The sequence below is a fragment of the Pseudomonas sp. PNPG3 genome, from assembly GCF_023093815.1.
Classification (GTDB): domain Bacteria; phylum Pseudomonadota; class Gammaproteobacteria; order Pseudomonadales; family Pseudomonadaceae; genus Aquipseudomonas; species Aquipseudomonas asiatica.
On sequence record NZ_JALLKV010000053.1, the window covers coordinates 14,726 to 40,435 of the forward strand.

At 64.3% G+C, this 25,710-nt stretch carries 17 protein-coding genes and 1 pseudogene; 9 read left to right on the plus strand and 9 right to left on the minus strand.

Going from position 1 to position 25,710, the window contains the following annotated elements:
• The first annotated feature begins 20 nt into the window (after nt 1-20).
• The 7 genes from MJ643_RS24700 to MJ643_RS24730 all read left to right on the plus strand — a co-directional run bounded on the left by MJ643_RS24700 (nt 21) and on the right by MJ643_RS24730 (nt 12,508).
• Entirely contained in the window at nt 21-3,824 is a 3,804-nt protein-coding gene (locus MJ643_RS24700; protein ID WP_208209553.1) for a type VI secretion protein IcmF/TssM N-terminal domain-containing protein, read from the plus strand.
• Complete coding sequence (gene tagF, locus MJ643_RS24705; protein WP_208209554.1) at nt 3,821-4,729, plus strand: type VI secretion system-associated protein TagF; 909 nt, start codon at nt 3,821-3,823, stop codon at nt 4,727-4,729. Before MJ643_RS24700 ends, tagF begins: the two co-directional genes overlap by 4 nt.
• Complete coding sequence (gene tssM / locus MJ643_RS24710; protein ID WP_013972758.1) at nt 4,726-7,221, plus strand: type VI secretion system membrane subunit TssM; 2,496 nt, start codon at nt 4,726-4,728, stop codon at nt 7,219-7,221. Before tagF ends, tssM begins: the two co-directional genes overlap by 4 nt.
• Before the next feature lie 143 nt (nt 7,222-7,364).
• Nucleotides 7,365-7,883, plus strand: a complete 519-nt coding sequence (locus MJ643_RS24715; RefSeq protein WP_013972759.1) for a type VI secretion system tube protein Hcp — start codon at nt 7,365-7,367, stop codon at nt 7,881-7,883.
• Nucleotides 7,884-7,978: 95 nt separating this feature from the next.
• Nucleotides 7,979-9,076 carry a type VI secretion system protein TssA gene (gene tssA, locus MJ643_RS24720; protein WP_013972760.1) on the plus strand — a complete coding sequence of 366 codons (1,098 nt, stop codon included), beginning with the start codon at nt 7,979-7,981 and terminating at the stop codon, nt 9,074-9,076.
• 154 nt (nt 9,077-9,230) lie between these two features.
• Entirely contained in the window at nt 9,231-11,747 is a 2,517-nt protein-coding gene (gene uvrA, locus MJ643_RS24725; protein ID WP_208209555.1) for an excinuclease ABC subunit UvrA, read from the plus strand.
• A gap of 167 nt (nt 11,748-11,914) precedes the next feature.
• Nucleotides 11,915-12,508 (plus strand): hypothetical protein, encoded by a 594-nt coding sequence (locus MJ643_RS24730; RefSeq protein ID WP_208209556.1) that lies wholly within the window; start codon nt 11,915-11,917, stop codon nt 12,506-12,508.
• Nucleotides 12,509-12,625: 117 nt separating this feature from the next.
• Here MJ643_RS24730 and MJ643_RS24735 read toward each other — a convergent pair whose 3' ends face one another.
• Complete coding sequence (locus MJ643_RS24735; protein WP_247727030.1) at nt 12,626-13,501, minus strand: AEC family transporter; 876 nt, start codon at nt 13,499-13,501, stop codon at nt 12,626-12,628.
• Between the two features lie 324 nt (nt 13,502-13,825).
• Between MJ643_RS24735 and MJ643_RS24740 the strand changes: the two genes are divergently transcribed.
• Entirely contained in the window at nt 13,826-15,130 is a 1,305-nt protein-coding gene (locus tag MJ643_RS24740; RefSeq protein ID WP_023663517.1) for an MFS transporter, read from the plus strand.
• 107 nt (nt 15,131-15,237) lie between these two features.
• Here the strand turns inward: MJ643_RS24740 and MJ643_RS24745 are convergent, their stop codons facing one another.
• The 8 genes from MJ643_RS24745 to MJ643_RS24780 all read right to left on the minus strand — a co-directional run bounded on the left by MJ643_RS24745 (nt 15,238) and on the right by MJ643_RS24780 (nt 24,438).
• Nucleotides 15,238-16,200: a D-glycerate dehydrogenase gene (locus MJ643_RS24745; protein ID WP_013972765.1), complete on the minus strand. Its 963-nt coding sequence runs from the start codon at nt 16,198-16,200 to the stop codon at nt 15,238-15,240.
• Nucleotides 16,201-16,211: 11 nt separating this feature from the next.
• Nucleotides 16,212-17,504, minus strand: coding sequence for an MFS transporter (locus MJ643_RS24750; protein ID WP_208209558.1), 1,293 nt, complete (start codon nt 17,502-17,504; stop codon nt 16,212-16,214).
• 57 nt (nt 17,505-17,561) lie between these two features.
• Entirely contained in the window at nt 17,562-18,512 is a 951-nt protein-coding gene (locus MJ643_RS24755; RefSeq protein WP_123085299.1) for a sugar kinase, read from the minus strand.
• Nucleotides 18,505-19,293 carry an AP endonuclease gene (locus tag MJ643_RS24760; protein WP_208209559.1) on the minus strand — a complete coding sequence of 263 codons (789 nt, stop codon included), beginning with the start codon at nt 19,291-19,293 and terminating at the stop codon, nt 18,505-18,507. Before MJ643_RS24760 ends, MJ643_RS24755 begins: the two co-directional genes overlap by 8 nt.
• A 67-nt stretch (nt 19,294-19,360) precedes the next feature.
• Nucleotides 19,361-20,380 (minus strand): transcriptional regulator PtxS, encoded by a 1,020-nt coding sequence (gene ptxS, locus MJ643_RS24765; protein WP_013972769.1) that lies wholly within the window; start codon nt 20,378-20,380, stop codon nt 19,361-19,363.
• 272 nt (nt 20,381-20,652) lie between these two features.
• A complete protein-coding gene (locus MJ643_RS24770; protein WP_208209560.1) occupies nt 20,653-21,897 on the minus strand; it encodes a cytochrome c in 1,245 nt (414 codons plus the stop codon).
• A gap of 12 nt (nt 21,898-21,909) precedes the next feature.
• A complete protein-coding gene (locus tag MJ643_RS24775) occupies nt 21,910-23,694 on the minus strand; it encodes a GMC family oxidoreductase (protein ID WP_015270510.1) in 1,785 nt (594 codons plus the stop codon).
• A gap of 3 nt (nt 23,695-23,697) precedes the next feature.
• On the minus strand, nt 23,698-24,438 hold the full coding sequence (locus MJ643_RS24780) for a gluconate 2-dehydrogenase subunit 3 family protein (RefSeq protein WP_024087189.1): 741 nt from the start codon (nt 24,436-24,438) through the stop codon (nt 23,698-23,700).
• Nucleotides 24,439-24,838: 400 nt separating this feature from the next.
• On the opposite strand from MJ643_RS24780, the pseudogene icmH reads away from it, so the two are divergent.
• Nucleotides 24,839-25,676: pseudogene (icmH, locus tag MJ643_RS24785) on the plus strand (type IVB secretion system protein IcmH/DotU).
• The last annotated feature ends 34 nt before the right edge of the window (nt 25,677-25,710 follow it).

The following is a 25,710-nucleotide window of genomic DNA, read 5'->3' on the forward strand; positions in this document are numbered from 1 at the left end:
GGTAGCCGAGTCAGGAAGACATGAAAACATTATTGCGCCTTTTGAAGAATTTCTGGTTTCTCCTGCTGCTGCTGTGGCTGGCGAGCCTGTTGACCTGCTGGTTGGTCGCCCCGTTGCTGCCATGGCTGCAACAGCACCTGCCCGAAGCACTGGCAATCATCAGCGCCTGCTTCCTGCTGGTGATCGTGCTGCGCCAATACCAGCGCATTCGCGCCGAGCACAACCTGGAGAACCTGCTGCAGATCGAGGTTGATCGCTCGTGGAATGCCACTGGCGAGTTCCGTGACCAGCAGGTGCTGCGCGAACGCCTCAAGCATGCCATTGCCATGTTGCGCACCGACCGCTCCGCTGGAGGCGGTGGCAAGGCGGCACTGTCCGATTTGCCCTGGTACCTGGTGGTTGGCATGTCGGCAGCCGGCAAGACCTCGCTGCTGACCCATTCCGGCCTGTCGGCCAGCATTGCCACGGCCAACGACAGCGAAAGCGGCACCCAGCACTGCGACTGGTACTTCAGCCCCGACGCGGTAATGATCGACACCGCCGGCCGCTATTTGCGTGATGACCAGTCGGCCAGCGAGTTCTCGGCCTTCCTGCGCATGCTGCGCAAGCAGCGCGGCAAGGCGGCGATCAATGGCCTGGTCATGGTGGTCAGCCTGCCCGAGCTGCTGGCGGCCAACAGCGACGAACGCAATGCCCTGGCGGCCCAGCTGGTGGCGCGGGTGGAAGAGTACGCCGAGTGCCTTGACGCCAACCCGCCGATCTACCTGATGCTGAGCAAGACCGACCAGTTGCCGGGCTTCAGCCAGGCGTTCGACGGCCTCGACCTGCATGAACGCCAGCAACCGCTGGGCATGACCTTCGGCCTGTCGGAAATCCGCAACAACGGCCTGCACGCCGTGCTGCAGACGCGCCTGGGCAACCTGCAGAATCACATTCGCCAGCATGTCGATGCGCAGGTGATCGCCCTCGGTGCCGAAGCCGACAGCACCCTGCTGAACTTCCCGCAATACTTCGCCGCACTCAGCGGTGTCCTCGAGCAGTTCCTGGAGCACTTCACCCGCGGCCATCGCGGCGGTGCCCCGCTGCTGCTGCGCGGCCTGTACTTCACCAGCGCCCTGCAGACCGGGCAGCAGCTGGGCCAGGTATACGAAGACGTCATCGCCGACGAATTCGCCCTGCAAGCCGCCTACGATGAGCACGCCGAGAACGTCGGCAAGGCCGCGGGCAACCGCAGCTACTTCATCACCGACACCTTCCGCCAGGTGATCTTCCCCGATCGCGACCTGACCCTGTACCAGTCGCGCCTGGGCCGCCAGGCTGCGTTCAGCCCGCTGCTGCTGGGCCTGGCCGCCGCGACCGGGTTGCTGTTCATCGGTTGGCAGGCACTGTCGTTCACCAATAACCGCCAATGGCTGGACAGCCTGCGCGGGCAGCTGGCGCAGATCGAGCAGGCAGAAGACCGCGAGCAGCAGCTGGCCGCTGGCAAGGGCCTGGAAGTGCTGCGCGAACAGATGGCCCGCGTCGAAAACCATCGCCTGCAGGGTGTACCACTGCAGTTGGGGGGTGGCCTGTACCATGGCGAAGCCATCCACCAGGTGACTCGCACCGCCTACCTGGCGCAACTGCGCAGCCAGGCGCTGGAGCCGATCGCACGCAGCCTGCAAGTGCAGATGCGGGCCTTCAACACCTTCGCCAACGGTATCAACCAGGAGCTGGAATTCACCCCGGCCCCGACACCGAAAAAACGCAATGGCAAGCCGCTGGCCCCGGCCATTGCAGCCAAGGCCCAGGCTGCGCTGGGCAACAGCCGCGCCGGTGCCTATGCCGCCAAGGTCAACCTGGCCACCGCCAGCGATGCCGCCGAGCTGTCTGCCACCACCGGTGGCCTGTCACTGTCCGAAGAAATGCTCGGGCGCCTCGACGAACAGCAGGTGGCCTCGATCATCGATGCCTACAACACCCTCAAGCTGTACCTGTTGCTGACCGAGCCCCAAGGCCATCCGGACCCGGCCTTCGTCGCTGCCAACCTGCCCCAGGCCTGGACCAACGCCGCCACCGAAGGCACTCCGGCCGACGCAGCCGTGATCGCAGAAAATGCCCCGCTGTACGTACAGTTGCTGGAACAAGGCCAGGCGCCGTCGTTGCCGCGTAACGAACAGCTGATCAACGAAACCCGGCAAAACCTCAAGTCGTTCATGATCTCCAGCTCGCTGGTCGATCGCGAGTACCTGCGCCTGCAACTCGAGTCGAGCCGCCAGTTCCCGGCCCTGAGCCTGAACGACCTGGTGCCGCAACCGGGCCGCGCGTTGCTGTATGGCTCTGCTGGCGTACCGGCAATCTATACCCGCCAGGGCTGGGATACCTTCGTCAAGCCGGAACTGATCAAGCTGGTGTCGGGCAACCTGCGCAACGAGTCGGACTGGGTGCTGGACGGTGAAGGTGGCGATGCCATCGTGCAAAAGGCCAACTTCGTGCGCGAGTTCATGACCCGCTACAAACGCGACTACACCCAGGCCTGGTACAAGATGGTCAGCAGCGTGGGGGTACGCCACTTCGCCGACCTGGCCTCGGCCACCCAGCAGCTGGGGCTGCTCAGCGATGTGCAGAACTCGCCGGTAAAGAACCTGCTGGCTGCGGTCAATGACAACACCCAATGGGACCTGCCGGCCAAGCACGCTATCCCGGCCCTCGGTAGTACCCGCGAAGACGGCTTCTGGAGCAAGGTCTCCGGCCTGTTCGACGACAAGGACGCCCTGCCCGCCAACGTCGCCCCGGCCCTGCCGGCGGTGGACGACGGCAGCCTGGCCAAGCGCTTCGAACCGGTGGCGCGAGTATTTGCCGAAAACAACGCCGAAGGCGCCGACAGCACCATCATGGACCGCTACCTGGCCGCCTTGCGCAAGCTCAAGGTGCGCATGAACAACATCCAGCGTTCGCAGGATGTGGGCAAGAGCAGCAAGCAGCTGATCAGCGAGACCCTGGAAGGCCAGCCGAGCGAAGTCACCACCGTACGCAACTATGTGGAAAGCAGCGTCGACACCAGCCAGGACGGCCTGTCGCGCTCGCTGCAGGGGCTGTTCAGCCTGCCTATCCAGTATGCCTGGGCGACCCTGCGCGACCCGGCCGGCCAGCAGATCGCCAAGGCCTGGGCGCAGCAGATCGCCAAGCCTTGGGAACAGGTCATGGCGCACCGCTACCCGATTGCCGGCAGCAGCCGCAACGAGGCGTCGGTAAAGGACCTGCAGCGCTTCGTCGACCCCGACAGCGGCCTGCTGCCGGCCTTCAAGCGCAACGAAATCGGCAACCTGGCCGGGGGTGAAGGCCTGGGTGTGGGCGACGGCAAGGCACCGGCGCTGGTCAACCCAGGCATGCTCAACAGCATCGACAAGGCCAGCTCCGTGGGCCAGGTGATCGCCAGCCTGTCGGACCGTGACAACGGCTTCGAAATCATGCTGGAACCTTCTGCCAACTTCACCGACATCGTGTTCACCCTCGATGGCCAGGAACAGCACTACCGCAACGGCCGCAGTAGCTGGAACCGCTTCGCCTGGCCGGGCACCAGCAACGCTCCGGGTGCCCGCCTGGATGTGGTCACCCTCAGTGGCGCGCGGGTCACCGTGTTCGACTTCCCCGGGCGCTGGGGCCTGCTGCGCATGAACGAAAGCGCCCGGGTCGAGGACCTGGACGGCATTCAGCAACGCTTCAGCTGGAACACCGCCAGCGGCCGCGTGAGCCTTGTAGTGCGTAACTTCGGTGGGGTGAAACTGACCGACCTGGGTGATGTCAAGGCGCTGAGCGCCCTCAACGACAGGGGCGCCCAATGATCGGTTGCTTCGGCAAGCTGCCGTCGAGCGCAGACTTCGTCAGCCTGCATGGCGCGGCGGAAGAAGTCTGCGAGTTCGACGCCTGGCTGCAGTCTGCGCTGGCGGCCATGCGCCACCGCGAAGACTGGCAGGCATTGTTCGACGCACTGCCGATGTGCTTCTTCAATTACCGCGCGAGCAACGGCAACTGGCTGCTGGGTGGCCTGCTCAGCTCGCGGGATGCCAGCCAGCGACGCTACCCGTTCTTCATCTTCCAGTTGCTCAAGGGCGAGGGAGCCACGATGCTGGTGAACCCGTTCACCCTCGGCGAGCTGTTCAGCGCGCAGATCAAGCCGATGCTGCACCAGGCGGTGCAGGGCGCTGACTGCGCCAGCCTGTTCGAACGCATCAAGGCCCTGCGGCCGCTGCAGGCCCAGGACCTCGACCTGTTCCGCCAGGTGCACGCCAAATTCCTCAAGGATTTCAGCTTGGCCGATGTCGCCCGCGCCCTGCTGCGCTCCTGGCCGGACTTCAAAAGTGACAAGGCGCTTGCGCTGCTGCAGGCAAGCCGAGCCGTGCTGCACAACGATTTCGCCGGTGGCATCGAGCTGCCCTTGCCGGCCGAACGCGGCCTGAAAAACCCTACCGCCGACCTCTGGCTGACCTGGCTGACCCGCATGAGCCGGCAGCCCGGCGTGCCGGCGGTGAGCCTGCTGGCCGACGATTTCATGAAGCCACGGCTGTACTGCCTGCCGTCGCGCCACGCCAACTGTGCCTACCGCCTGCTCAGTGGTTGCGCCGAAGCAGGTCAGCATCTGGAGCCGCTCGACCTGCTGACGGTAGCGCCACGGCTGCACGATTACGACCGATCTCTTGAACATGTCATCGGCCAATTCGTCGATGCGCTGGATGCGACGCCTGTATGAACAAGATCAAGTACTACTGCCTGCGCTACCAACCCTACCTGCTGGGAGTGGCGTTCTTCCTGGCGATCTTCCTGGTCTGGGCCATCGGCTGCGCCCTGGGCTTCGCCTCGCTGCATAGCCTGCTGGCCGGTATCGGCGTGTTTCTGCTGCTGTCGGCAGGCTATGTACTGCTGCTTTATCGCGGCGCCGGCCAGCACCACAACCTCGAAGGGTTACTGCGCGACGATGCCGACCAGGCGGTACTCAACGCCACCCCCGCCGACCGCGAAGAAGTAAGCCTGCTGCGCGAACGCCTGCTGCAGAGCATCGAGCGCCTGCGCAGCAACACACCTCGCGGCACCTCGGCCAAGGACGCGCTGTACGCCCTGCCCTGGTACCTGGTGATCGGTCAGCCGGCCGCCGGCAAGAGCACGATGATCCTGCAGTCGGGCCTGAACTTCCCCTATGCCGAACGCGAAGGCGCACGGGTTGCGGGGCTTGGCGGCACGCGCAACTGCGACTGGTTCTTCAGCTCCGAAGCCGTGCTGCTGGATACCGCCGGGCGCTACATGAACAGCCCCGAAGAAGCCGGCAAGTGGCGCGGCTTCCTGCAGCTGTTGCGCCAGCATCGCCAACGCCGCCCTCTCAACGGCTTGATCGTCAGCGTCAGCATCGCCGACATCCTGCATGGCTCGGCCGAGGACCAGGACCGCGTGGCCAAGCGCCTGCGTGAACGGATCCAGGAAAGCTGCGCGCTGCTGGAAGTGCGCCTGCCGATCTACCTGGTGTTCACCAAGTGCGACCTGATTCCCGGCTTCACCCCGTTCTATCGCCAGCTTGACGACGCCGCGCGTGGCGAGGTGATGGGCAAGACCTTCTCGCACAAGGGTTACGAACAGGCCGACTGGGGCCAGCGTTTCGGCAAGGCGATGGACGAGCTGACCGGTTACTGGCAGCAGGTGGCGAACCAGCAACTGGTGCAGCAAGATATTCAGGTAACCCGGCAGAACAATGCGGCCTATCGCTTCCCGCTGGAGCTGGCCGCACTCAAGCCGCGCCTGCAACAATTCGTCGACAGCCTGCTGCGCGCCAACCCGTACCAGAACGCCGAAATGCTGCGCGGTTTCTATTTCACTGCCGCACTGCAGGCAGACGAAGCCCTGTGGGGCAGCCACGGCCAGCATGTGGCCGAACGCTTCGCCCTCGAACATGCTGAAGGCACCGCCACTGCCGTCAGCCAGCCGGCGCCGCTGTTCATCAACAGCCTGTTCCGCAAGGTGATCATCCCCGACCAGCACCTGGTGGCGCTGTACACCAGCAACACGCGGGAGCGCCGGCGCAAGGCGGGCTGGGTTGCCGCCACCGGCCTGGCAGCCCTGGTGCTGTGCAGCCTGTGGGGCTGGTCGTACCTGAACAACCGCGCCATCCTGGCCAACATCGCCGGCGAACTGGCCCAGGCCAAGGCCGACGACCAGGCTGCCCGCGGCCAGTACGCCGCCTGGCATAGCCTTGATCGCTTGCGCTTCTGGGCCGAGCACTACTATCGGCAGCACCGCGAACAGGGCGTGCCGCTGGGCATGCGCCTGGGCCTGTACCAGGGCCATGAGGTCGAGCCGCTGCTGCGCAGCCGTTACTTCGCCACGCTGCAGAACGTGATGCTCAAGCCCACGGCAGACAACCTGACCCGCACCCTGTACCTGCTGACCACGATCAAGGTGTACCAGCGCAACACCCGCGAACTGCAGCCTGTGAGCGGCGTGGACAGCGTCGAGGCCGAGGCGCTGCCACATGACAACCGCGCGCAGTCGATCGCCGACTTCGGCAAGGCGGCGCTGGATACCTACGTGATGCTCTCGCCGGCCCGACGCGAAAACGCCGACCCGGCGTTTCTCAAGGCGCACCTGCCCGACTACTGGTACCCGGCCATCGCTCGCCATACCGGCAAGAGCATGGCCGCGGCCGCCAGCGAGGCTGGCGGCAACCAGAACTATCTGTACGCCAGCCGCCAGATCACCTTCTACAGCGACCAGATTCGTGAGCCGGATGTGCCGCGTATCCTCGACAACGCCTTCCTGATGTCCAGTTCGCGCAATTACATCGACAGCCTGCGCGCCCAGTCGCTGCGTTCGATCGAGACCATCACGCTGGAGTCCGACACCCTGTTCGCTTTCGGCCGGGCCGACTTCCAGAGCCTGAAGAGCGAGGGCCAGCGCCAGCTGAGCGCGATCGCCAGCAAACTGCTGAACACGCCCGACATCGGCAAGATCATCATTTCCGGCCACGCCGACCAGCTCGGCGACAGCCAAGGCAACCTGCAGGTTTCGAAACAGCGGGCGCAGACCATTCGCACCTACCTGGTCGGCAAGGGCGTACCTGCCGAACTGGTGGTCGCCCAGGGCGAAGGCAGCCGCAAGCCGCTGGTCAACTGCGACCTGCAGCAACCGCGAGCGCAACTGATCAAGTGCCTGGAGCCCAACCGCCGGGTGGAAATCGAAGTACGCGGGCTCAACTGAAGCCCGCTGCAAGAACCGGCTACCCGGGCCTCACAGGAGGAGGCCCGGGTGGCGGAAAGCTACCTCTGCCGACAGGTTCGGCGAGGTCAAAACCAAGGGGCGCATGAGCAACCCTTTAAATGTTGTTAATGGAGAGTTTCACAATGGCATTTGACGCGTATATCCAAATCGACGGCATCCCGGGCGAAGTACTGGATGCAAAGCACAAGGACTGGATCGAAGTGCTGGGCTACGAGTACGGCGCCACCCAGGCCACCTCGGCTACCGCCAGCTCCTCGGGCGGTGCGTCGTCCGAGCGTGTTGCCCTGAGCGACTTCAAGATCCGCAAGGCGGTCGACAAGGCTTCGGCCAAGCTGTTCGAACACTGCTGCACCGGCAAGCACATCGCCAAGCTGAAGCTGAACGTGAACCGCGCCGGTGGTGACAAGGTCACCTACCTGACCATCGACATGGAAGAAGTCGTGGTGTCCTCGGTGCGCTTCATCGCCGGTGGCAACCAGAACGGTGAAGACAAGGCTGTGAGCGACCTGCCGGTCGAAGAAATCAGCTTCAACTTCGCCCGCATCAAGACCACCTACACCCAGCAGAACCGCACCGACGGCCAGGCTGGCGGCAACATCGTCGGCGGCTGGGACCGCACCGCGAACAAAGTGTTTGCCTGATAACCTGCGTACCCGGGGGCCGCTACGGCGGCCCACATCCCACAGCGTGCCAGGTGACCTGGCACGCTGTTCATCTGCCATGACCAGAGTGTTTTATGCCTGAAATCCTCAATGACCTTTCGCTGGCAACGCTGACCGCACCCATCGAGGGTGGCAGTGGCGAAGACTTGAGCTTCTCTGCCTTGTTCGACCAGATCAAGGAGGCACGCCGGGCAGACCCTGACTACCTGACCCAGGGCGACTGGCAAACCGACCTGAAGACCGCCGACTGGGAGCAGGTGGTCAACCTGTCGGCCCAAGGGCTGGCGCAGCAAAGCAAGGACCTGATGCTGGTAGCCTGGCTCAGCGAAGGGTTGGCCCAGCGTGAACATTTCGAAGGCATCACCTTTGGCCTTCGGCTGACCGAACAGGTACTGGAAGCATTCTGGGACACGCTGTACCCAACACTCGAAGATGGCCTGGACGAACGCGCTGCGCGGCTGTCCTGGCTGAAGACCACGCTCACCGACATTGCCGGTGGCTTGCCCATTACCCAAGGGCAGAATTTTGGCGTGTTGCGCTATGACGAATCACGCTACGTAGAAAACCTTGCCTTGCAGAACCCCAAGGCAATGCAGACCGCGCTGAACGAAGGCAAGATCAACGCCGAAATCTTCCAGCGCTCGGTGGCGCTCAGCGACACCGAACACCTGCGCACCAAGGCCCTGCAGATCGCCGCCAGCCTGGAGGCCTGCAAAGCCCTGCAAGCCAGTGCCGACCGCCTGTTCGGCCATGAGGCGCCCAGCTTTGCCAGCCTTGCCGACATGCTGTCGCGCGCCAGCCAGCTGGCTGAAAAACTGCTCAAGGACCGCGGCGTCGAACTGCACCCCGCCACTGCGGCAGCGGCAGAGCCCGAAGCCACTGTTGCCCCCACCAGCGAAGCAGGTGAACCGATGAACACACCCGTCCAGGCCACCACGCCTGCGCCGATGCGCACGACGCCACTGACCCGCGACGAAGCCTTCACCATGCTTGCGGGTATCGCCCAGTTCTTCAAGCAGAGCGAACCGCAAAGCCCGGTGCCTTACCTGATCGAACGCGCCATCAAGTGGGGCAACATGCCGCTGGAAGGCTGGCTGAGCGATGTGATCAAGGACAGCAACGTGGTGGACAACATTCGCGACGTGCTGGGCACCCGCGAGCCAAGATCCTGATGCTGTATCGGCTACACCGGCCTGTTCACGGGTAAACCCGCTCCGCCCAGGTTGTACGCGGTCCCTGTGGGAGCGGGTTTACCCGCGAAGAGGCCGGTACAGGCACCACAAATACTGCTAACGTGAGTGCTCTCAACCGCCAAGGACCGCTCAGATGCCGCCACGTTCACCCGCCCCCACCGGCTTCATTCGCGTTCGTGGCGCCCGCGAGCACAACCTGAAGAACATCGATGTGGATATCCCTCGCGACGCGCTGGTGGTATTCACGGGGGTGTCCGGCTCGGGCAAGTCCTCGCTGGCCTTCTCCACCCTCTACGCCGAAGCCCAGCGCCGCTACTTCGAATCGGTGGCGCCCTATGCCCGGCGCCTGATCGATCAGGTCGGCGTGCCGGACGTCGACGCCATCGAAGGCCTGCCGCCGGCCGTGGCCCTGCAGCAGCAACGCGGCACGCCGAGTGCACGTTCCTCGGTGGGCAGCGTGACTACCCTGTCCAGTTCGATCCGCATGCTCTACTCCCGCGCCGGCAGCTACCCGGCCGGGCAACCGATGTTGCATGCCGAGGACTTCTCGCCCAACACCCCGCAAGGTGCCTGCCCGGAGTGCCATGGGCTGGGGCGGGTCTATGAAGTGAGTGAAGCGACCATGGTCCCCGACCCGTCGCTGACCATCCGCGAACGGGCCGTAGCGGCCTGGCCGATGGCCTGGCAGGGGCAGAACCTGCGGGACATTCTGGTGACCCTGGGCTATGACGTCGATACCCCCTGGCGCGACCTGCCCCAGCAGCAACGCGACTGGATTCTCTACACCGAAGAAACACCCACGGTGCCGGTGTATGCCGGCCTGACCCCGGCGCAGACCCGCGCTGCGCTCAAGCGCAAGCTCGAGCCGAGTTACCAGGGCACCTTCAGCGGTGCCCGGCGCTACGTGCTGCACACCTTCATGCACTCGCAGAGCGCGCAGATGCGCAAGCGTGTGTCGCAGTACATGCGCCCCAGCCCATGCCCGCAGTGCCAGGGCAAGCGCCTCAAACGTGAGGCGCTGGACGTAACCTTCGCCGGCTGCGACATAGGCGAGCTGTCGCGGTTGTCGTTACAGGCGCTGGCCGAGGTGTTCCGTCAGGTTGCTGCGCCAGGCTATCTGGAGCAGCACGACGGCAACCTGACCCTGGAAAAACGCCTCGCCGCGCAACGCATCGCCAACGAACTGCTCGAACGCATCGGTCCCCTGCTCGACCTGGGCCTGGGCTACCTGGCCCTGGAGCGCAGCACCCCTACCCTGTCCTCTGGGGAGCTGCAACGCCTGCGCCTGGCCACCCAGCTGAACTCGCAATTGTTCGGCGTGATCTACGTGCTGGACGAGCCGTCGGCCGGCTTGCACCCGGCCGACAGCGAAGCCCTGTTCGAAGCGCTGCAGCGCCTGAAGCAGGCAGGCAATTCGGTGTATGTGGTGGAGCACGACCTGGATACCATGCGTCGCGCCGACTGGCTGGTGGATGTAGGGCCTGCCGCTGGCGAGCATGGCGGCACCATTCTCTACAGCGGGCCGCCCGCCGGCCTGGCCCGGGTCGAGGAGTCATGCACCCGGGCCTACCTGTTCAGTACATTGGCCCAGGCCACGCGCACACCACGCCAGGCCCGCGACTGGCTGAAGCTCGAAGGCATCAGCCGCAACAATCTGCACGACCTCAGTGCCGCATTCCCGCTGGGTTGCTTTACCGCCGTCACCGGTATTTCCGGCTCGGGCAAGTCGAGCCTGATCAGCCAGGCTCTGCTCGAGCTGGTGGGGGCGCACCTGGGCCATGCAGACCTGCGCAGCGAGCCTGAGGAGCAGAGCCTGGAAGATGAACCCGAACAGGCCAGCGGCGGGTTTGTCAGCGCCGGCCTTGGCAGCATCAAGCGCCTGGTGCAGGTCGACCAGAAACCGATCGGCCGCACGCCTCGTTCCAACCTGGCCACCTACACCGGCCTGTTCGACCATGTACGCAAGCTGTTCGCTGCCACCGAACAGGCCAAGGCACAAGGCTTCGATGCCGGGCGTTTCTCCTTCAACGTTGCCAAGGGGCGCTGCGAGAACTGCGAGGGCGAAGGCTTCGTCAGTGTCGAGTTGCTGTTCATGCCCAGCGTCTATGCGCCCTGCCCGACCTGCCATGGCGCTCGCTACAACCCGGAAACCCTGGCGGTGAGCTGGCAAGGCATGAACATCGCGCAGGTGCTGCAATTGACCGTCGACCAGGCCCTGCAAGTGTTCGCCGAGCAGCCAGCGGCGCGCCGCTGCCTGCAGGTGCTGCAGGACATCGGCCTGGGCTATTTGCGCCTGGGGCAGCCGGCCACCGAACTGTCCGGCGGCGAGGCGCAGCGCATCAAGCTGGCCACCGAGCTGCAGCGCATGGCCCGCGGGGCGACGCTGTATGTACTGGACGAACCTACCAACGGCTTGCATCCGCAAGACATCGACCGGCTGCTGGTGCAGCTCAACCGCCTGGTCGATGGCGGGCACAGCGTGGTGGTTGTCGAGCATGACATGCGGGTGGTCGCGCAGAGCGACTGGGTGATCGACATCGGCCCTGGGGCCGGGGATGCCGGGGGCCAGGTGGTGGTCAGCGGCACGCCACAGGTGGTGGCCGGGTGTGCTGAAAGCCGCACTGCGGCGTTTCTGGCCAAGGCCTTGTAGCGCCTGCACCGGCCTCTTCGCGGGTAAACCCGCTCCTACAGGTACTTACACAGCTTGCAAGATCTGTGGTGAACAGAGATGCCGTCTTGCCATGATTGCGCCGCTCTAGCCCGTAGGTTCTAATCGCGCACGACCCGTTTGCCTTTGTCACCCAAGGAAGTGTCACCATGTACAGGAAGATCGTGCCGCTGGCGCTGTTGGCAACCCTGGCCGGTTGCTCGAACAGCGAGGAAACCAGCGAGGCCAGTTTCCAGAAGGCCGCCCAGGCCTACCTCGATACCCAGTACCCACACTGTTTCGTCATCAGTTCATTCCCCACCAGAACCCAGGACTTCGACGTCCATGGCACCAACAAGGCGTTGCATGCCCTGGCCCAGGTAGGTGTGGTCAGCGAAAAGGAGATCTCGCGCACCGAGGTGCCCGCCCGCCTGTGGCAAGCGGCACGCACGGACATCTACTACGCCTATGACCTCACCGACGAAGGCCGCAAGTATTACAAGGCAAATAACGGGCTGTGCTTCGGCAAGGCTCAGGTCACCGCGATCGAGCAGTTCAGTGAGCCGAGCGAGGTGACCGGGCAGAAGATGTCGAATGTGACCTATGCCTACAAGATCACCGGGTTACCGGCTTGGGCCCGGGATGACGGGGTCAAGGCCAGCATTGCCGAACTGGGCAAGGCGGTGGCCAGCAATGACGCACCGCTCAAGGAAACCCGGGCGATGGTGCTGACCAGCCAGGGGTGGCGGTTGCAGGAGAAATAGCCGTCTGCCGTGCCGGCCTCTTCGCGGGGAAACCCGCTCCCACAGGTCCATCACAGGCCTTTAGACCTGCGCAGTACCTGTGGGAGCGGGTTTACCCGCGAAAGGGCCGGTACAGACTTACATCCACCAGGCCAGCACCACCGGCAACCAGGCAAACGACAACACCGTGGAACACATCACCAGGTTCGCCACCTGCTCCGGCTCGCGGTTGGCGCGCACCGCCATCAGGTAATTGAACACCGCCACCGGCATCGCCGACTGCACCACCAGCACCGCACGCTCCAGGTTGCCCATGCCCAGCGCCGCACCTACCGCCCAGCCTACGGCAGCCCCCAGGCCAATGCGCAAGCCGCCCAGCAGCATGCCGCTGCCCACATGGTGCAGGCGAATGCTGGCCAGCGACACGCCCAGTGTCAGCAACATCAGCGGGATGGTCATGCCGCCCAGCAGGTCCGCGGTATTGGCCAGCCAGCGCGGCAACTCGAAATCGAGAAAGATGATCGGCATGGCGCCGGACAGGCTGATCACGATAGGGTTGCGCAGCAGTGCCTTGAACGAAGCCGCAGTACCGGAAATGGCCATGCCGAGGGTGAACTGGACGATCGACAGTGTCAGGAAGAACGCCACGGCCAGGGCCAGCCCGTGTTCGCCAAAGGCATAAAGGCTGATCGGCAGGCCCATGTTGCCGGTGTTGGGGAACATGAACGCCGGCAACAGCACACGCCAGTGCATGCCCGAAGCGCGGCACACCAGCAAGCCGGCCAGGGCCATGCCCAAGGTGCACAGCAGGCAGGCCATGGCCATGCTGGTGAAAGCGTTCGGGTCCAGCTCGGTGCGGCTGAGCGTGGACAGCACCAGCGACGGGGTGCCGACGGTCATCACCACCCGGGCGATGAATTCGGTGGGGTAGTCCAGGCCCTTGCGGGCCCAGGCATAGCCGATGCCGGCGACGATGAAAACCGGGGCCAGGACGGCGAACAGCGAAGCGAACATGGGGGCCTTCCTTGGGGGTAGGCCCCGCATTATGCCGCAGTCTTCGGTATTGCCGGGGCTGCTTTGCGGCCCCGGGATGTCCGCCCAAGACGCATTCGTGTCGCCCACAGACTGCGGCGTCTCGTCGCACACCCAAGCCCCTTGGGCAAAACCGCGCAAGCCCGTAGAATCGCGCTTCCTTTTCGCCCGTCGCCTTGAACGGTGGCAACCGGCAACGTCGCATCCAGCCCAGGCACATCCGTGCAGCCACTCGGCCCCGTTCGGGTCGAGCCGGTGTGCGCGTCCGAAAAGGCGCTCATTCCGCTCATCCAACTAGAGGTACCTATGTCTCCGCGTTTGCTGGCCATGGCGCTGGCGCCCCTGCTCGGGCTGTTCATCATTGCCCTGGGCAACGGCTTCATGTCTTCCCTCACCACCCTGCGCCTGGGCGCTGCCGGCGAATCAGCCACCACCATCGGTGTGGTCTCCTCGACCTACTTCATCGGCCTGACCCTGGGTGCCATCTTCAACGACCGGCTGATCCTGCGCATCGGCCATATCCGCGCCTACACCAGCTTTGCCTCGCTGATCGCCGTGACCATCCTGCTGCAAGGCCTGTTCTACGACGTCACCTGGTGGTCGGTGCTGCGCCTGATCAACGGCTGGGCGGCAGTGGGCGTGTTCCTGGTGATCGAAAGCTGGCTGCTGCTGGCCGGTGACGCCAAGATCCGCGGCCGCTTGCTGGCGCTGTACATGATCGCCTTCTACGGCGCCGGGGTCATCGCCCAGGCCGGCCTTGGCGAAATCACCCAGATGGGTGACACCGCACCGTTCATGCTGGCCGGCGTGCTCGCCGCCCTGTCGGTACTGCCCATCGTGATCCTGCCGCGGGTGTCGCCACTGCTGGACCAGGTCGAACCGCTCAAGCCGCGCCAGTTGCTGGGCGTTGCGCCGTCGGGCCTGGTCGGCTGCTTCGGTTCGGGTGTGGCCATTGCCGGCATCTATGCCCTGCTGCCGCTGTACCTGCAGCGCATCGGCCTGGATGTGGGCGAGGTCGGCAACATGATGGCCTGGGTAATTCTGGGTGCCATGCTGCTGCAATACCCGGTCGGGCGCTGGTCTGACCGCAAGGACCGCCAGGATGTGCTGATCGCCCTGGCCGGGCTGTGCGTGCTGCTGTCGCTGGTCACGGTGTTCCTGCCGTCTGACTCGATCCTGCTTCCGGCCATGCTGTTCTTGCTGGGCGGTGGCGTGTTCACCCTTTACCCGGTGGCGGTCAGCCATGCGGCCGACCGCGCGCCATCGGATGCACTGGTGCCGATGATCCAAGGCCTGCTGCTGATCAACTCGCTGGGTTCGGCCATGGCGCCGGTGGCGATTTCGCCGATGATGACCGAGTTTGGCGAGGCCGGGTTGTTCTGGGCCTTTGCCGTGGTCAACCTGGCCATGGTGTGCTTCTTCATGTGGCGCCGAGGCAAGCGCCCGGCGGCAGAACACCCGGCTCCGTTCACCGCTTCGACCACCTTCTCGCCGACCGGTGCCGAGCTGCGGGTGACCGAAGACCTGATGCACGCGGCGCAGGAGCACCCACCGCTGGAGCCGGTGGAGAGTGCTGCGCCAGCGCAGGCGCAGCGTTCAGAATCGCATTGACTCCGGGGGCTGCCCTGCAGCCCTTTCGCGACACAAGGCCGCTCCCACAGGATGCCCACCCGCTGAAGGAATGCGCCATACCTGTGGGAGCGGGCGCGCCCGCGAACTTAGCCATTCACCAGGTTGGCCGGGCGCTCACCAGCCAGGGCACTGAGCAGGTTGTCCACCGCACAGCGCGCCATGGCCTGGCGGGTTTCCTCGGTCGCCGAGCCGATATGCGGGGTCGCCACCACGTTGTCCAGCTGCAACAACGGCGACTGCGCCGGCAACGGCTCCTGCACGAACACATCCAGGCCGGCGCCGCGTATGCGCCGGGCACGCAACGCTTCGATAAGCGCTGGCTCATCCACCACGCGCCCGCGGGAAATGTTCACCAGAATTGCCTGGGGCTTCATCAGCGCCAGCTCCCGCGCGCCGATCAGGCCTTCGGTGCTGGCACTCAGCGGCACGGTCAGGCAAACGAAATCCGCCTGCTGCAACAGCTCGTCCAGGCTGCATTGACGCGCAGCATGGCGCGCCTCCACCTCTGGCTTTGCACGCTGACTGTGATACAGCACACGCATGCCAAAGCCGGCCGCGGCGCGCCGGGCCAGGGCCTCGCCGATGCGGCCCATGCCGACGATGCCCAGCGTCTTACCGTGCACATCACTGCCGAAATGCGCCGGGCCGAGGTTGGCCTGCCAGCTCCCGTCTCGCACCCAGTTCGCCAGCTCCACCACCCGCCTGGCGGTGGCCAGGATCAAGGCGAAGCCCGTGTCGGCGGTGGTTTCGGTCAGCACGTCGGGAGTGTTGGTCAACATCACGCCACGCCGGCTGAGTTCGGCGATGTCGTAGTTGTCGACACCGACCGAAACGCTGGACACCACTTCAAGCTGTGGCGCCAGGTCGAGCAGGCTGGCATCCAGGCGCAGGCTGGCCCCCAGCAGCCCGTGCGCCCCCGGCAAGGCATCGCGCAGACGGGCCAGGCCATCGGGCTGGGAGGTATCCACCCAGGTCACCTCGACGCGCTCTTGCAGGCGTGCCATCAAGTCGTCGGACAGGCGTTTGTACAGGACGATTCGCTTCTTCATTGCACAGGTTCCTAATGGTTCATGGCCAGACGCGAGTTGCCGCGCTTGGCCCGGCCGGATGTCTGGGAAGTATTGAGTGCGGCGGTAAGCGCCACTGCGGCCAGCAGCGCACCGCACATGAACAGGTAGGAGGCACCAGGCCCGCCGGTGACGCCATTGAGGTAACCCACCAGCCACGAGCCACCGAACGAGCCCAGCGCGCCCATGCTGTTGATCAGTGCCATGGCACCACCGGCGACGTTGGCCGGCAGGATCTCGGGCACGATCGCGAAGAACGGGCCATAGGGTGCGTACATGCAGGCGCCGGCGACCACCAGCAACGCGTACGACAGCCAGAAGTGCTCGCTGCCCAGGGCGTAGGAGCCATAGAACGCGACGGCGGCGATCAGCAGTGGCGGCCAGACGAAACGCTTGCGCTTCTGCAGGCGGTCGGACGCCCACGACACACCGACCATGCCCAGCACCGCCGCCAGGTAAGGTACCGACGACAACCAGCCGGCCTGCACGATGTCGAGGTTGGCCGCCTGCTTGAGGATCGACGGCAACCACAGCACGAAGCCATACACACCGATGCTCCAGCAGAAGTACTGCAGCGAAAGGATGATCACCTGCGGCGAGCGGAACGCCTCGCGGTAGTTCTTCACCGGCTTGATACCTTGCTGCTCGGCAGCCAGCGCCTGCTCAAGGGCGGCCTTTTCCTGCACGCTCAGCCAGTTCACCTGGGCCGGGCGGTCATCCACCAGGCGCCACCAGAAGAACGCCCAGATGACGGCGGGCAGGCCTTCGATGATGAACATCCAGCGCCAGTCGTAATGCTTGACCAGGTAGCCCGACACCACCGACATCCACAGGATGGTCACCGGGTTGCCGAGGATCAGGAAGGTATTGGCGCGCGAACGCTCGGCGCGGGTGAACCAGTGGCACAGGTACACCAGCATGGCCGGCATCACCGCCGCCTCCACCACCCCGAGCAGGAAGCGGATGGCGATCAGCATGTAGACGTTGCTGACCACACCGGTGAGCGTGGCAAGGCCGCCCCAGAGTATCAGGCAGACAAAGATCAGCTTCTTCACACTGCGCTTTTCGGCATAGATGGCACCGGGCACCTGGAAGAAGAAGTAACCAAGGAAGAACAGTGCCCCCAGCAGCGAAGACAGTGCGGGGGTGATATGCAGGTCTTCAGCCATGCCGGAAGCGGCGGCGAACCCGTAGTTGGCGCGGTCCAGGTACGCCAGGCTATAGGTGAAGAACACGATCGGGATGATGTACCACCAGCGGCGAGGTGCCAGGCTTTGGCTTTGCATGGTTCGTTTCTCCTGAGCTTGTTGTTTTTGTTGCAACAGGTGTTTCGGGTCAAGTGTTCAGGCGCTTCTGCGCAAGTCGTGGGCTTGCAGCTCATGGCGCAGCGGCAGCCCTTCCATGTCGCCACGCGACTGCACGGCGCGGCTGCCGCACCAGTTGCCACGCGCCACTGCCTCGGCTACCGGGTGGCCCTCCAGCAGCGCACTGAGCACGCCGACGGCAAAGGCATCGCCGGCGCCAACAGTGTCTACCACCTGGCTGACCGGCACTGGCGCCACTTGGCCTTCGCCCTTGGCGCTGCGGAAGTAGGCACCGGCGTCGCCCAGCTTGATCACCACCAGTTCCACCCCTTGGTCGAGGTAGAAAGCGGCGATGTCTGCCGGGGTGTGCTGCCCGGTCAGCAGGCGGCCCTCTTCCAGGCCTGGCAGAACCCAGTCGGCCTTGGCCGCCAGGGCATTGACTTCGCGCACCATGCTGCTCTGGTCAGGCCACAGCGAGGGGCGCAGGTTGGGGTCGAACGAGATGCTGCGCCCGGCGGCACGCATGGCGTCCATCAACGCATGCGACAGCGCCCGGCAGCCGTCCGACAGCGCCGGCGGGATGCCGGTGGCGTGCAAGTGGCGGGCCTGCAGAGAACCCGGGCGCAGCAGCGCCGGTGACAGCCGGCTGGCTGCCGAACCACGGCGGAAGTACTCCACCGCCGGGTCGCTGCCGTCATCGCAGCGGGCCTTGAGCTGGAAGCCGGTGGGGTAGCTGGCATCCACCTCGACGCCGGAGCAGTCCAGCCCTTCGCGGCGCAGGCTGTCGAGCACGAAACGGCCCAGCGAATCGTCGCCCACCCGGCTCAGCCAGCGGACCTTGAAGCCCAGCCGCGCCAGGCCGATGGCCACGTTGCTGTCGGCGCCGGCAATGCGCTTGCCGAACTGGCCGACACTGGCCAGGTCGCCGGCCTGCTCGGCGACGAACATGGCCATGGTCTCGCCGAAACACAACACGTCATGCTCATGCATGGCTCAGCTCCTCACTCGATACGCCCTGCCCCAGCGCCGCCAGGTCGCGCACCTGGGCACGGGTCAGCGCCAGCAGATCGTCGCTCACCAGCGGGTACTCGACAGCGCGTACCACGCCAGGGGTGAACTCGGCCATCAGCTCGGCCCACTCCTGCAGGTCCGATGCCTCTGGCGGTACGGCAACCAGGCGCCCATCGGCCCGGCACTGCACGGCCTTGCAGTGCACATAGCGCACCCAGCGGCCCAGCTGGCGTGCGGCATGCCGGGCAGGCTCGCCCTGCCACTGCCAGTTACCGATGTCGAAGGTCATGCCCAGGGTCAGCCCAAGCTCGTCGGCGCGCTGGAAAAACTGCTGCAGGGGTTCGATCCGTCCACCTTGCGCGGTCTGGTCGTTCTCCACCAGCAGCAATGGCCCATGCGCCGGCAACAGCGTCGCCAAGGCCGCGACGTCACAGCCCGCATGGTAGTGGCCCAGGGAAACCTTGAGCGCGACCGCGCCAAGGGCGCGGGCAGTTTCAAGCTTCTGCGCCAATTGCGGGTCAGGCACGCCTTGTGCTGTCCACAGTTCCAGGGGCGTGGAATACAGGCACTCCAGGCGCAGCGCGGCAATGGCTGCAGCCAGCGCTGCAGTGTCCGGCGCACAAGTGAACAGTTCTTCGCGCAGCTCCACGCGGGTAACGCCGGCGGCAGCCAGCAGGTCAAGGAACTGCTCCTGGCCACGTTGCCGGACAAAGTCGGCACCGTAGCTGGAGAGGCTGATGGAAACGGGGTTCGAGTGCATTGTTTTTGTCCTTATGAAACCGGTTTCATTTTTTGATGACAGCAGGCGCGCAGGTGCCTGCCTGTGATTACTGTGGCTGGGTTGAACCTCGGATGATCAGCTCGGCCTTGAAGTCGATGCGCCGGGCTGCCCCGCTGTCGCCGCGTAGGCGGCCAAGCAGGCTCTCGAATGCCGCCACGCCGATTCGCTCGGTGGGCTGGGCCAGTGCAGTGATGCCGCTGCCGACCAAGGGGTACCAGTCGAGGTCGTCGAGGGCGATCAGCCCGACGTCCACGAACAGATTGCGCCCTGCTTCGTGCAGGGCCCGGGTCACGGCCAGGGTGGCGACACCGTTGAAGGTAAAGATGGCCTGCGGGCCATGGCCGTTGCCGGCGAGGAACGCAGCCAACTGCTCATCAAGCCCGGTGCCGGTCTCCAGCACCTGTTGGCGCATGCCGGGCCGACGGCTGACCGAGGATCCGAACGCCTGTACTCGCTCCAGGCGCGAGCTGGTGCCATCGAGGGGTTCGGTTACCGCCAGGATGTCGCGGTAGCCTTGAGCTTGCAGGTGGTCGAGGGCCTGCTCGACCGCATCGGCATTGTCCAGGCCCACCAGGTCGACATTCAGTTCGGGCAACTGGCGGTCGACCAGCACCATGGGGATGTCGCGCTGCAGGTTGAGCAATTCGCCGGGGTGATGGCCAAGCGTGTTCACGATCAGCCCTTCGACGTTGTAGGACTGCAGGGCCACCAGATGGTGACGCTCCTGCTCGTCGTCGCGGTTGGTGTTGCACACCACCAGGCTGTAGCCATGCTGGCGGCAGGCTGTTTCCACGCCATGCATCACGGCCACTGAATAGGGGTTGAGGATATCGGCCACCAGCATGCCGATCAGGCGCGTCTGGCCGCGCTTCAGGCCACGGGCCATCTGGTTGGGGCGGTAACCGAGGCGCTCGATGACCTCTTCCAGGCGCTTGGCGGTGGCTTCGGCGAGCAACTGGCGGTCACCGCCGATGTAACGGGAGACGGTGGCCTTGGAAACGCCAGCGACACGCGCTACTTCGCTGATGGTGACCCGTTCGCGGGCATGGGCAGGCGCGTCGGTCATGGGCTGTCCTTATGATTGTTGTGATAGCGATGAAACCGGTTTCAATACAGCAAAATCGCACGCGTTCGTCAACATGCCGTTGGTCGGGAGTGCGATATCCATGCGTAGTAAATGCAATAAGAATTCTATTTAACTAACTGATAAATAAAGAAAAGTAAATGCAAAACCCTGTGGGAGCGGGTTCACCCGCGAATGCGATTTTGAATGTGCCGACGCATTCGCGGGTAAACCCGCTCCTACAGTGGATTGGGGGTGCAGACAGAGGGATGCAGTTAACGGAGGGATTTCACGTCACTGGCAGTGACGGCACTGCCCTGGTTACCCCAACTGGTGCGAATGAAGTTCACCACCTCGGCAACCTCCTGGTCACTCAGGCGCCAGCCGAACGCCGGCATGGTGAAGTTCGACGGTGCCGCGTGCGTCGCCGGCACCGTGCCCCCCGCCAATACTACGTGGATCAGCGATGTGGCATCCGCCGTCTGCACCACCGGGTTGCCGGCCAGGGCCGGGAACACGCGGGTATAGCCCTGGCCATCGGTACGGTGGCAGGCCGCGCAATTGTCGATGTACACCGCCGCCCCGGGCTTGCTGTCGTCACCCTTCCATAGCGCATCCGCCACCTGTTTGTCGTACACGTGCGGCTGGTCGTCAGGGTTGCTTGGCGGCAACGTCTTCAGGTAGCGGGCGATAGCGGTCAGGTCGGCGTCGCTCATGTGTTGCATGCTGTGCTCGACCACGTCGCTCATGCCACCGAACACGGCGCTGCGGTCGCTACGGCCAGTCTTGAGAAACTGCACCAGCTGCTCTTCGCTCCAGCTACCCAGGCCGTCCTTGTGGTCGCCACGCAGGTTCTTGGCAATCCAGCCTTCCAGCGGTGCACTGCCAGCCAGGAACTGCTCGCCCTCCTGTGGGCTCAGTGCCTTTTCCTGCATGGTCAGTGCCCGCGGCGTATGGCACGCGCCACAGTGCCCCAGGCCCTCGACCAGGTAGGCACCGCGGTTGACCACCGGGTCGGCTGCCGCCGATGCCTGCCAGGGCTTGGCCTCTGGCGCGAACAACCCGCGCCAGACCGCCAGCGGCCAGCGCATGCTCAGCGGCCAAGGGATATCGGTGGCCTTGTTCGTCTGCTCGACCGGTTCCACGCCCTTCATGAAGTAGGCATACAGCGCCTGCATGTCCTGCTCGCTGACGCGCGCATAGGACGGGTATGGCATGGCGGGATACAGGGTGCTGCCATCCTTGCCGATGCCCTTGCGCACCGCCTGGTCGAAGTCTTCGAAGCTGTACTGGCCGATACCACTGGCCGCCGGGGTGATGTTGGTGGAGTACACCGTGCCGATCGGTGTTTCCATCGGCAGCCCACCGGCGAACGGCTTGCCGCCCTTGGCGGTATGGCAGGCGACGCAGTCGCCGGCGCGGGCCAGGTACTCGCCCTGGCGCACCTGCGCATCGTCATTCGGCGCAGCCTGAGCAGCCGCGCTGGCACCCAGCAGGGTTGCGATCAACATTGTCTTCATGCGCATCGCTCCTCAAGCCTGAACCAGCGGGCCAGGGTTTTTCAGGTACTGCTCGCGGATGGCGCGGGCCGACCAGTAGGTCAGCGCAGCCACCAGCCCGGTCGGGTTGTAGCCCAGCCCTTGGGGGAACGCCGAAGCCCCCGGAACGAACACGTTGTGCACGTCCCAGCTTTGCAGATAGCGGTTCAACGCACTGGTCTTCGGGTCGGTGCCCATGATCGCGCCACCGTTCAGGTGGGTGGTCTGGTAGCTGGCGGTGTTGAAGTGGTCCTTGACCTTCTTGCCCAGCACGGCAATGGTCTTGGGGTTCATCGCCTGGGCGATCTTGCTCAGCTTGTCGACCATGAACTGGTTCATCCTGATGTCGTTTTCCTGCCAGTCGAAGGTCATGCGCAGCAGCGGCTGGCCATAGGCGTCGCGGTAGGTCGGGTCGAGGTCCAGGTAGTTGCCACGGTAGGACTGATGGGCACCATGCGCGTCCATCGACACCTGGTGGGTGTAGTAATCGGCGGTGGCCTTCTTCCAGGCGCTGCCCCAGGCCGGTGTGCCAGGCGGGGTGGCGCCGCCGGCAATCGGCCGTGTGCCGGCCTGGTTCACCCACATCGGCGAGCCACCGACGAAGCCGTGCGGGCCATGGTCGAAGTTGTCGGCGTTGAAGTCATCGATGGCGATGCCGTTGCCACCGGCGCCGATGAAGTTGTTGGTGTAGGTGTCCTTGTCGAAGAACGCCTTGACCGTGCCCATGTTCTGGTAGGCGAAGTTACGCCCGACCACGCCTTCGTTCCTGATGGGGTCGTACGGTTTGCCGATGCCGGACAGCAGCATCAGGCGTACGTTGTTGAACTGGAACGCCGCCAGGATCACCAGGTCCGCCGGCTGCTCCACTTCCCGCCCCTGGGCGTCGATGTAGGTGACGCCGGTGGCCTTGCGCTTGCTGTCGTCCAGGTTCACCCGCAGCACATGAGCGTTGGGCCGCAATTCGAAGTTCGGCACCTGACGCAGCGCCGGCAGGATGTTCACGTTGGGCGAGGCCTTGGAGTACATGTAGCACACGTAGCCGCTGCAGAAACCGCAGAAGTTGCATGGCCCCATCTGCGCCCCGTACGGGTTGGTGTACGAGCCGGAGGTGTTGGCCGAGGGCAGGTTGTAGGGCTTGTAGCCCAGGCTGGCCGCCGCCTTTTCGAACAGCCTGGCCGACACCACGTTTTTCTGCGAAGGCAGCGGGAACGGGCTGGAACGGTCTGGCGCATAGGGGTTGCCGCCCTTCCCTTCGCCAACGACCTGGCCGTTGACGGTCCAGGCCTGGCCAGAGGTACCGAACACCTTCTCGGCGAAGTCGAAGTGCGGTTCCAGTTCTTCGTAGCTGACCCCGAAGTCCTGGATAGTCATGTCTTCGGGGATGAACTTGCGCCCGTAGCGTTCTTCGTAGTGGCTGCGCATGCGCAGCTCCATCGGGTCTACCCGGAAGTGCACGCCCGACCAGTGCAGGCCTGCGCCACCTACACCTTTGCCCGGCAGGAAGGCACCGAGCTGGCGATTGGGCAGCGCCACGTCGTTCATGCCGTGGCGGATGGTGACGGTCTCTTTGGACACATCGACGAACAGCTTCTTGCGCACGCTGTAGGTCAGCTCGTCGATCACCTGCGGGTAGCTGCCTTCCGGGTAGGTGTCCTGCATCGGCCCCCGCTCCAGGGCCAGCACTTGCAGCCCCGCCTCGGTCAGTTCCTTGGCCATGATCGCGCCGGCCCAGCCGAAGCCCACGATCACCGCGTCCACTTTCTTCATCACGGTCGTCATGCCTCAGGCCCTCTCGCCACGGATCGAAACAGCGGGGAACGGGTAAGGCTCGTTGCGCTCGACCCAATCCATGAAATCGGCACGGGCGCCGGGGAAGCCGATCTGGGTCCAGCCGACCATGCCTTTGTTGCCGCCATGGATCGGGTCGCAGAAGAACCCTTCACGGGTGTTCTGCACCAGCAGGCTGAAGAACACCTTGGCTGGCACGGCGTCGAAAACCAGCTCTCCAGCCTCGATCTTGCTGAGAATGCGGTCTCGGGTAGCGCTATCTTGCGCAGCAAAAACTTGCCCGGAATTGGCCTTGCACCAGCCATCCACGGCGGCGATGCCCAGGCGGTAGATCTGTTGCGGGCTGAGTTGCAGCTGGTACCCCAGTTCGGGCGCGGCGTCGGCCTTGAAAGGGCCTTGCATGTACCACTGCGCGCCAGTTGCGTAGGGGGTGTTCATCTGCCGGTCGATGAATTCGGCAGCGCCGGCTTCAAGTGCGCCAGGGCCAAGTTCGTCGGCCGGGATGATGCGCGAGACGGCAGCCTGCACGAAGGCCCACTCCTCGGCAGTGAAGAAAGTCGGCTGGTAGTTGCCCACAGGCGGCGTGGCCGGCACTTTGGGCTCGTGTTGCGGGGCCGCAAGCAGCTGACTGGCACCCACGCCAAGCCCCGTGCTGGCCACTGTGACCACAGGGATCAAGGTCAAGGTCTTGCGCAGAAAGTCCCTGCGCGGATTGTCGGGGGCATGCTCAGGCATTGCGAATCCTCATCGGCTGTGTGCGGCCTTGAAAAGCGCCATCTGATTTTCAATATGGGGGGTGGTCTTGATAGGCCATCAAGAAAACAGCCGGATAATCTAGCGCGTTCAGAAATGTTTTGAAACCGGTTTCATGCCGTGCTTGCCTGCCATAAAAGATGCTCCTAAGCCTATGCATCCAGCCAAGGGTATTTTTCACACTAAGGACGCTTTGAGCTGCATCTTCAGATTCTGAAATGCACAAAAGAAGAATCTTCCTACGATCGCATCGGACGTTTCGGGATTCCCGATAGATTGATTCCTGGTTTACGTTCGGGCTTCAGCCAAATGCCTGCGACTAGCCGCGTGGATACTCCATGCCACCATGCAGCGATGGCGCGCCGACAAACGAGGATTAAGGATGTCCGATGAGCCCGATGTCACTGTGAAAACACTACACAGGAAGAAAAAGCCGGTCCTGCTGGAGGATATCCAAGGGAACCCGCTACCTCGCTCCAGCACCGAATCCGGGCAAGCCATGGATCTTCCTGGCTACTCAGCCGACCCGGACTTCCAGCTACGCGGCGGCTTCGCCAACCTGATGCTCGACGCGGCCAACCCGCTGTTCGGCCTGGTCATACGCCTGCGTACGCTGGATGACCTGCCCAACATCGAACAGGTGCACAAGACCCTGCAGATTCAGGTCAGCACAATCCGCGAGGAAATACAGCAGCACGGTTATTCCTCTGTGCACCTCGAAGCCTATTCCTATGCCTTGTGCCTTTACCTGGACGAGGCCGTGATGAGTCGGCCCTGGGGGAACAATTCGTGCTGGAGTCACGAACCGCTGCTCAGCATCTTCCATGGCGAAACCCAGGGTGGCGAGAAGATCTTCGTGTTGCTGGAGCGGTTGATGCAGTCTCCGGAGGAGTTCCAGGATGTGCTGGAGTTCCTGTACTTCTGCTTTTGCCTGGGCCTGAAGGGCAAGTACGCCCTGGACCCGAAGTGCGATGAAATCATCAACGCCCTGATTTCGCGGATGCACAAGGTCATTCGTGAACTGCGCGGCCCCACGCCGGAATTCCCGGGCGATCCCTATACCAACGTGGTCCATCGCCCCCACCGTATGCGGCGTCGGGAATGGCCCTGGTGGAGCCCGTTGGTGATCTCCGCCATCGCCATGGTCTGCGCCTACTGCTACTACAGCCTTGATCACCGCCGAGGTGCTGGAGTCGCTTAACGGCATTTTGCAGCAGTAGCAAAGGGGATCCGCATGCCTAGCCAATCCGACTT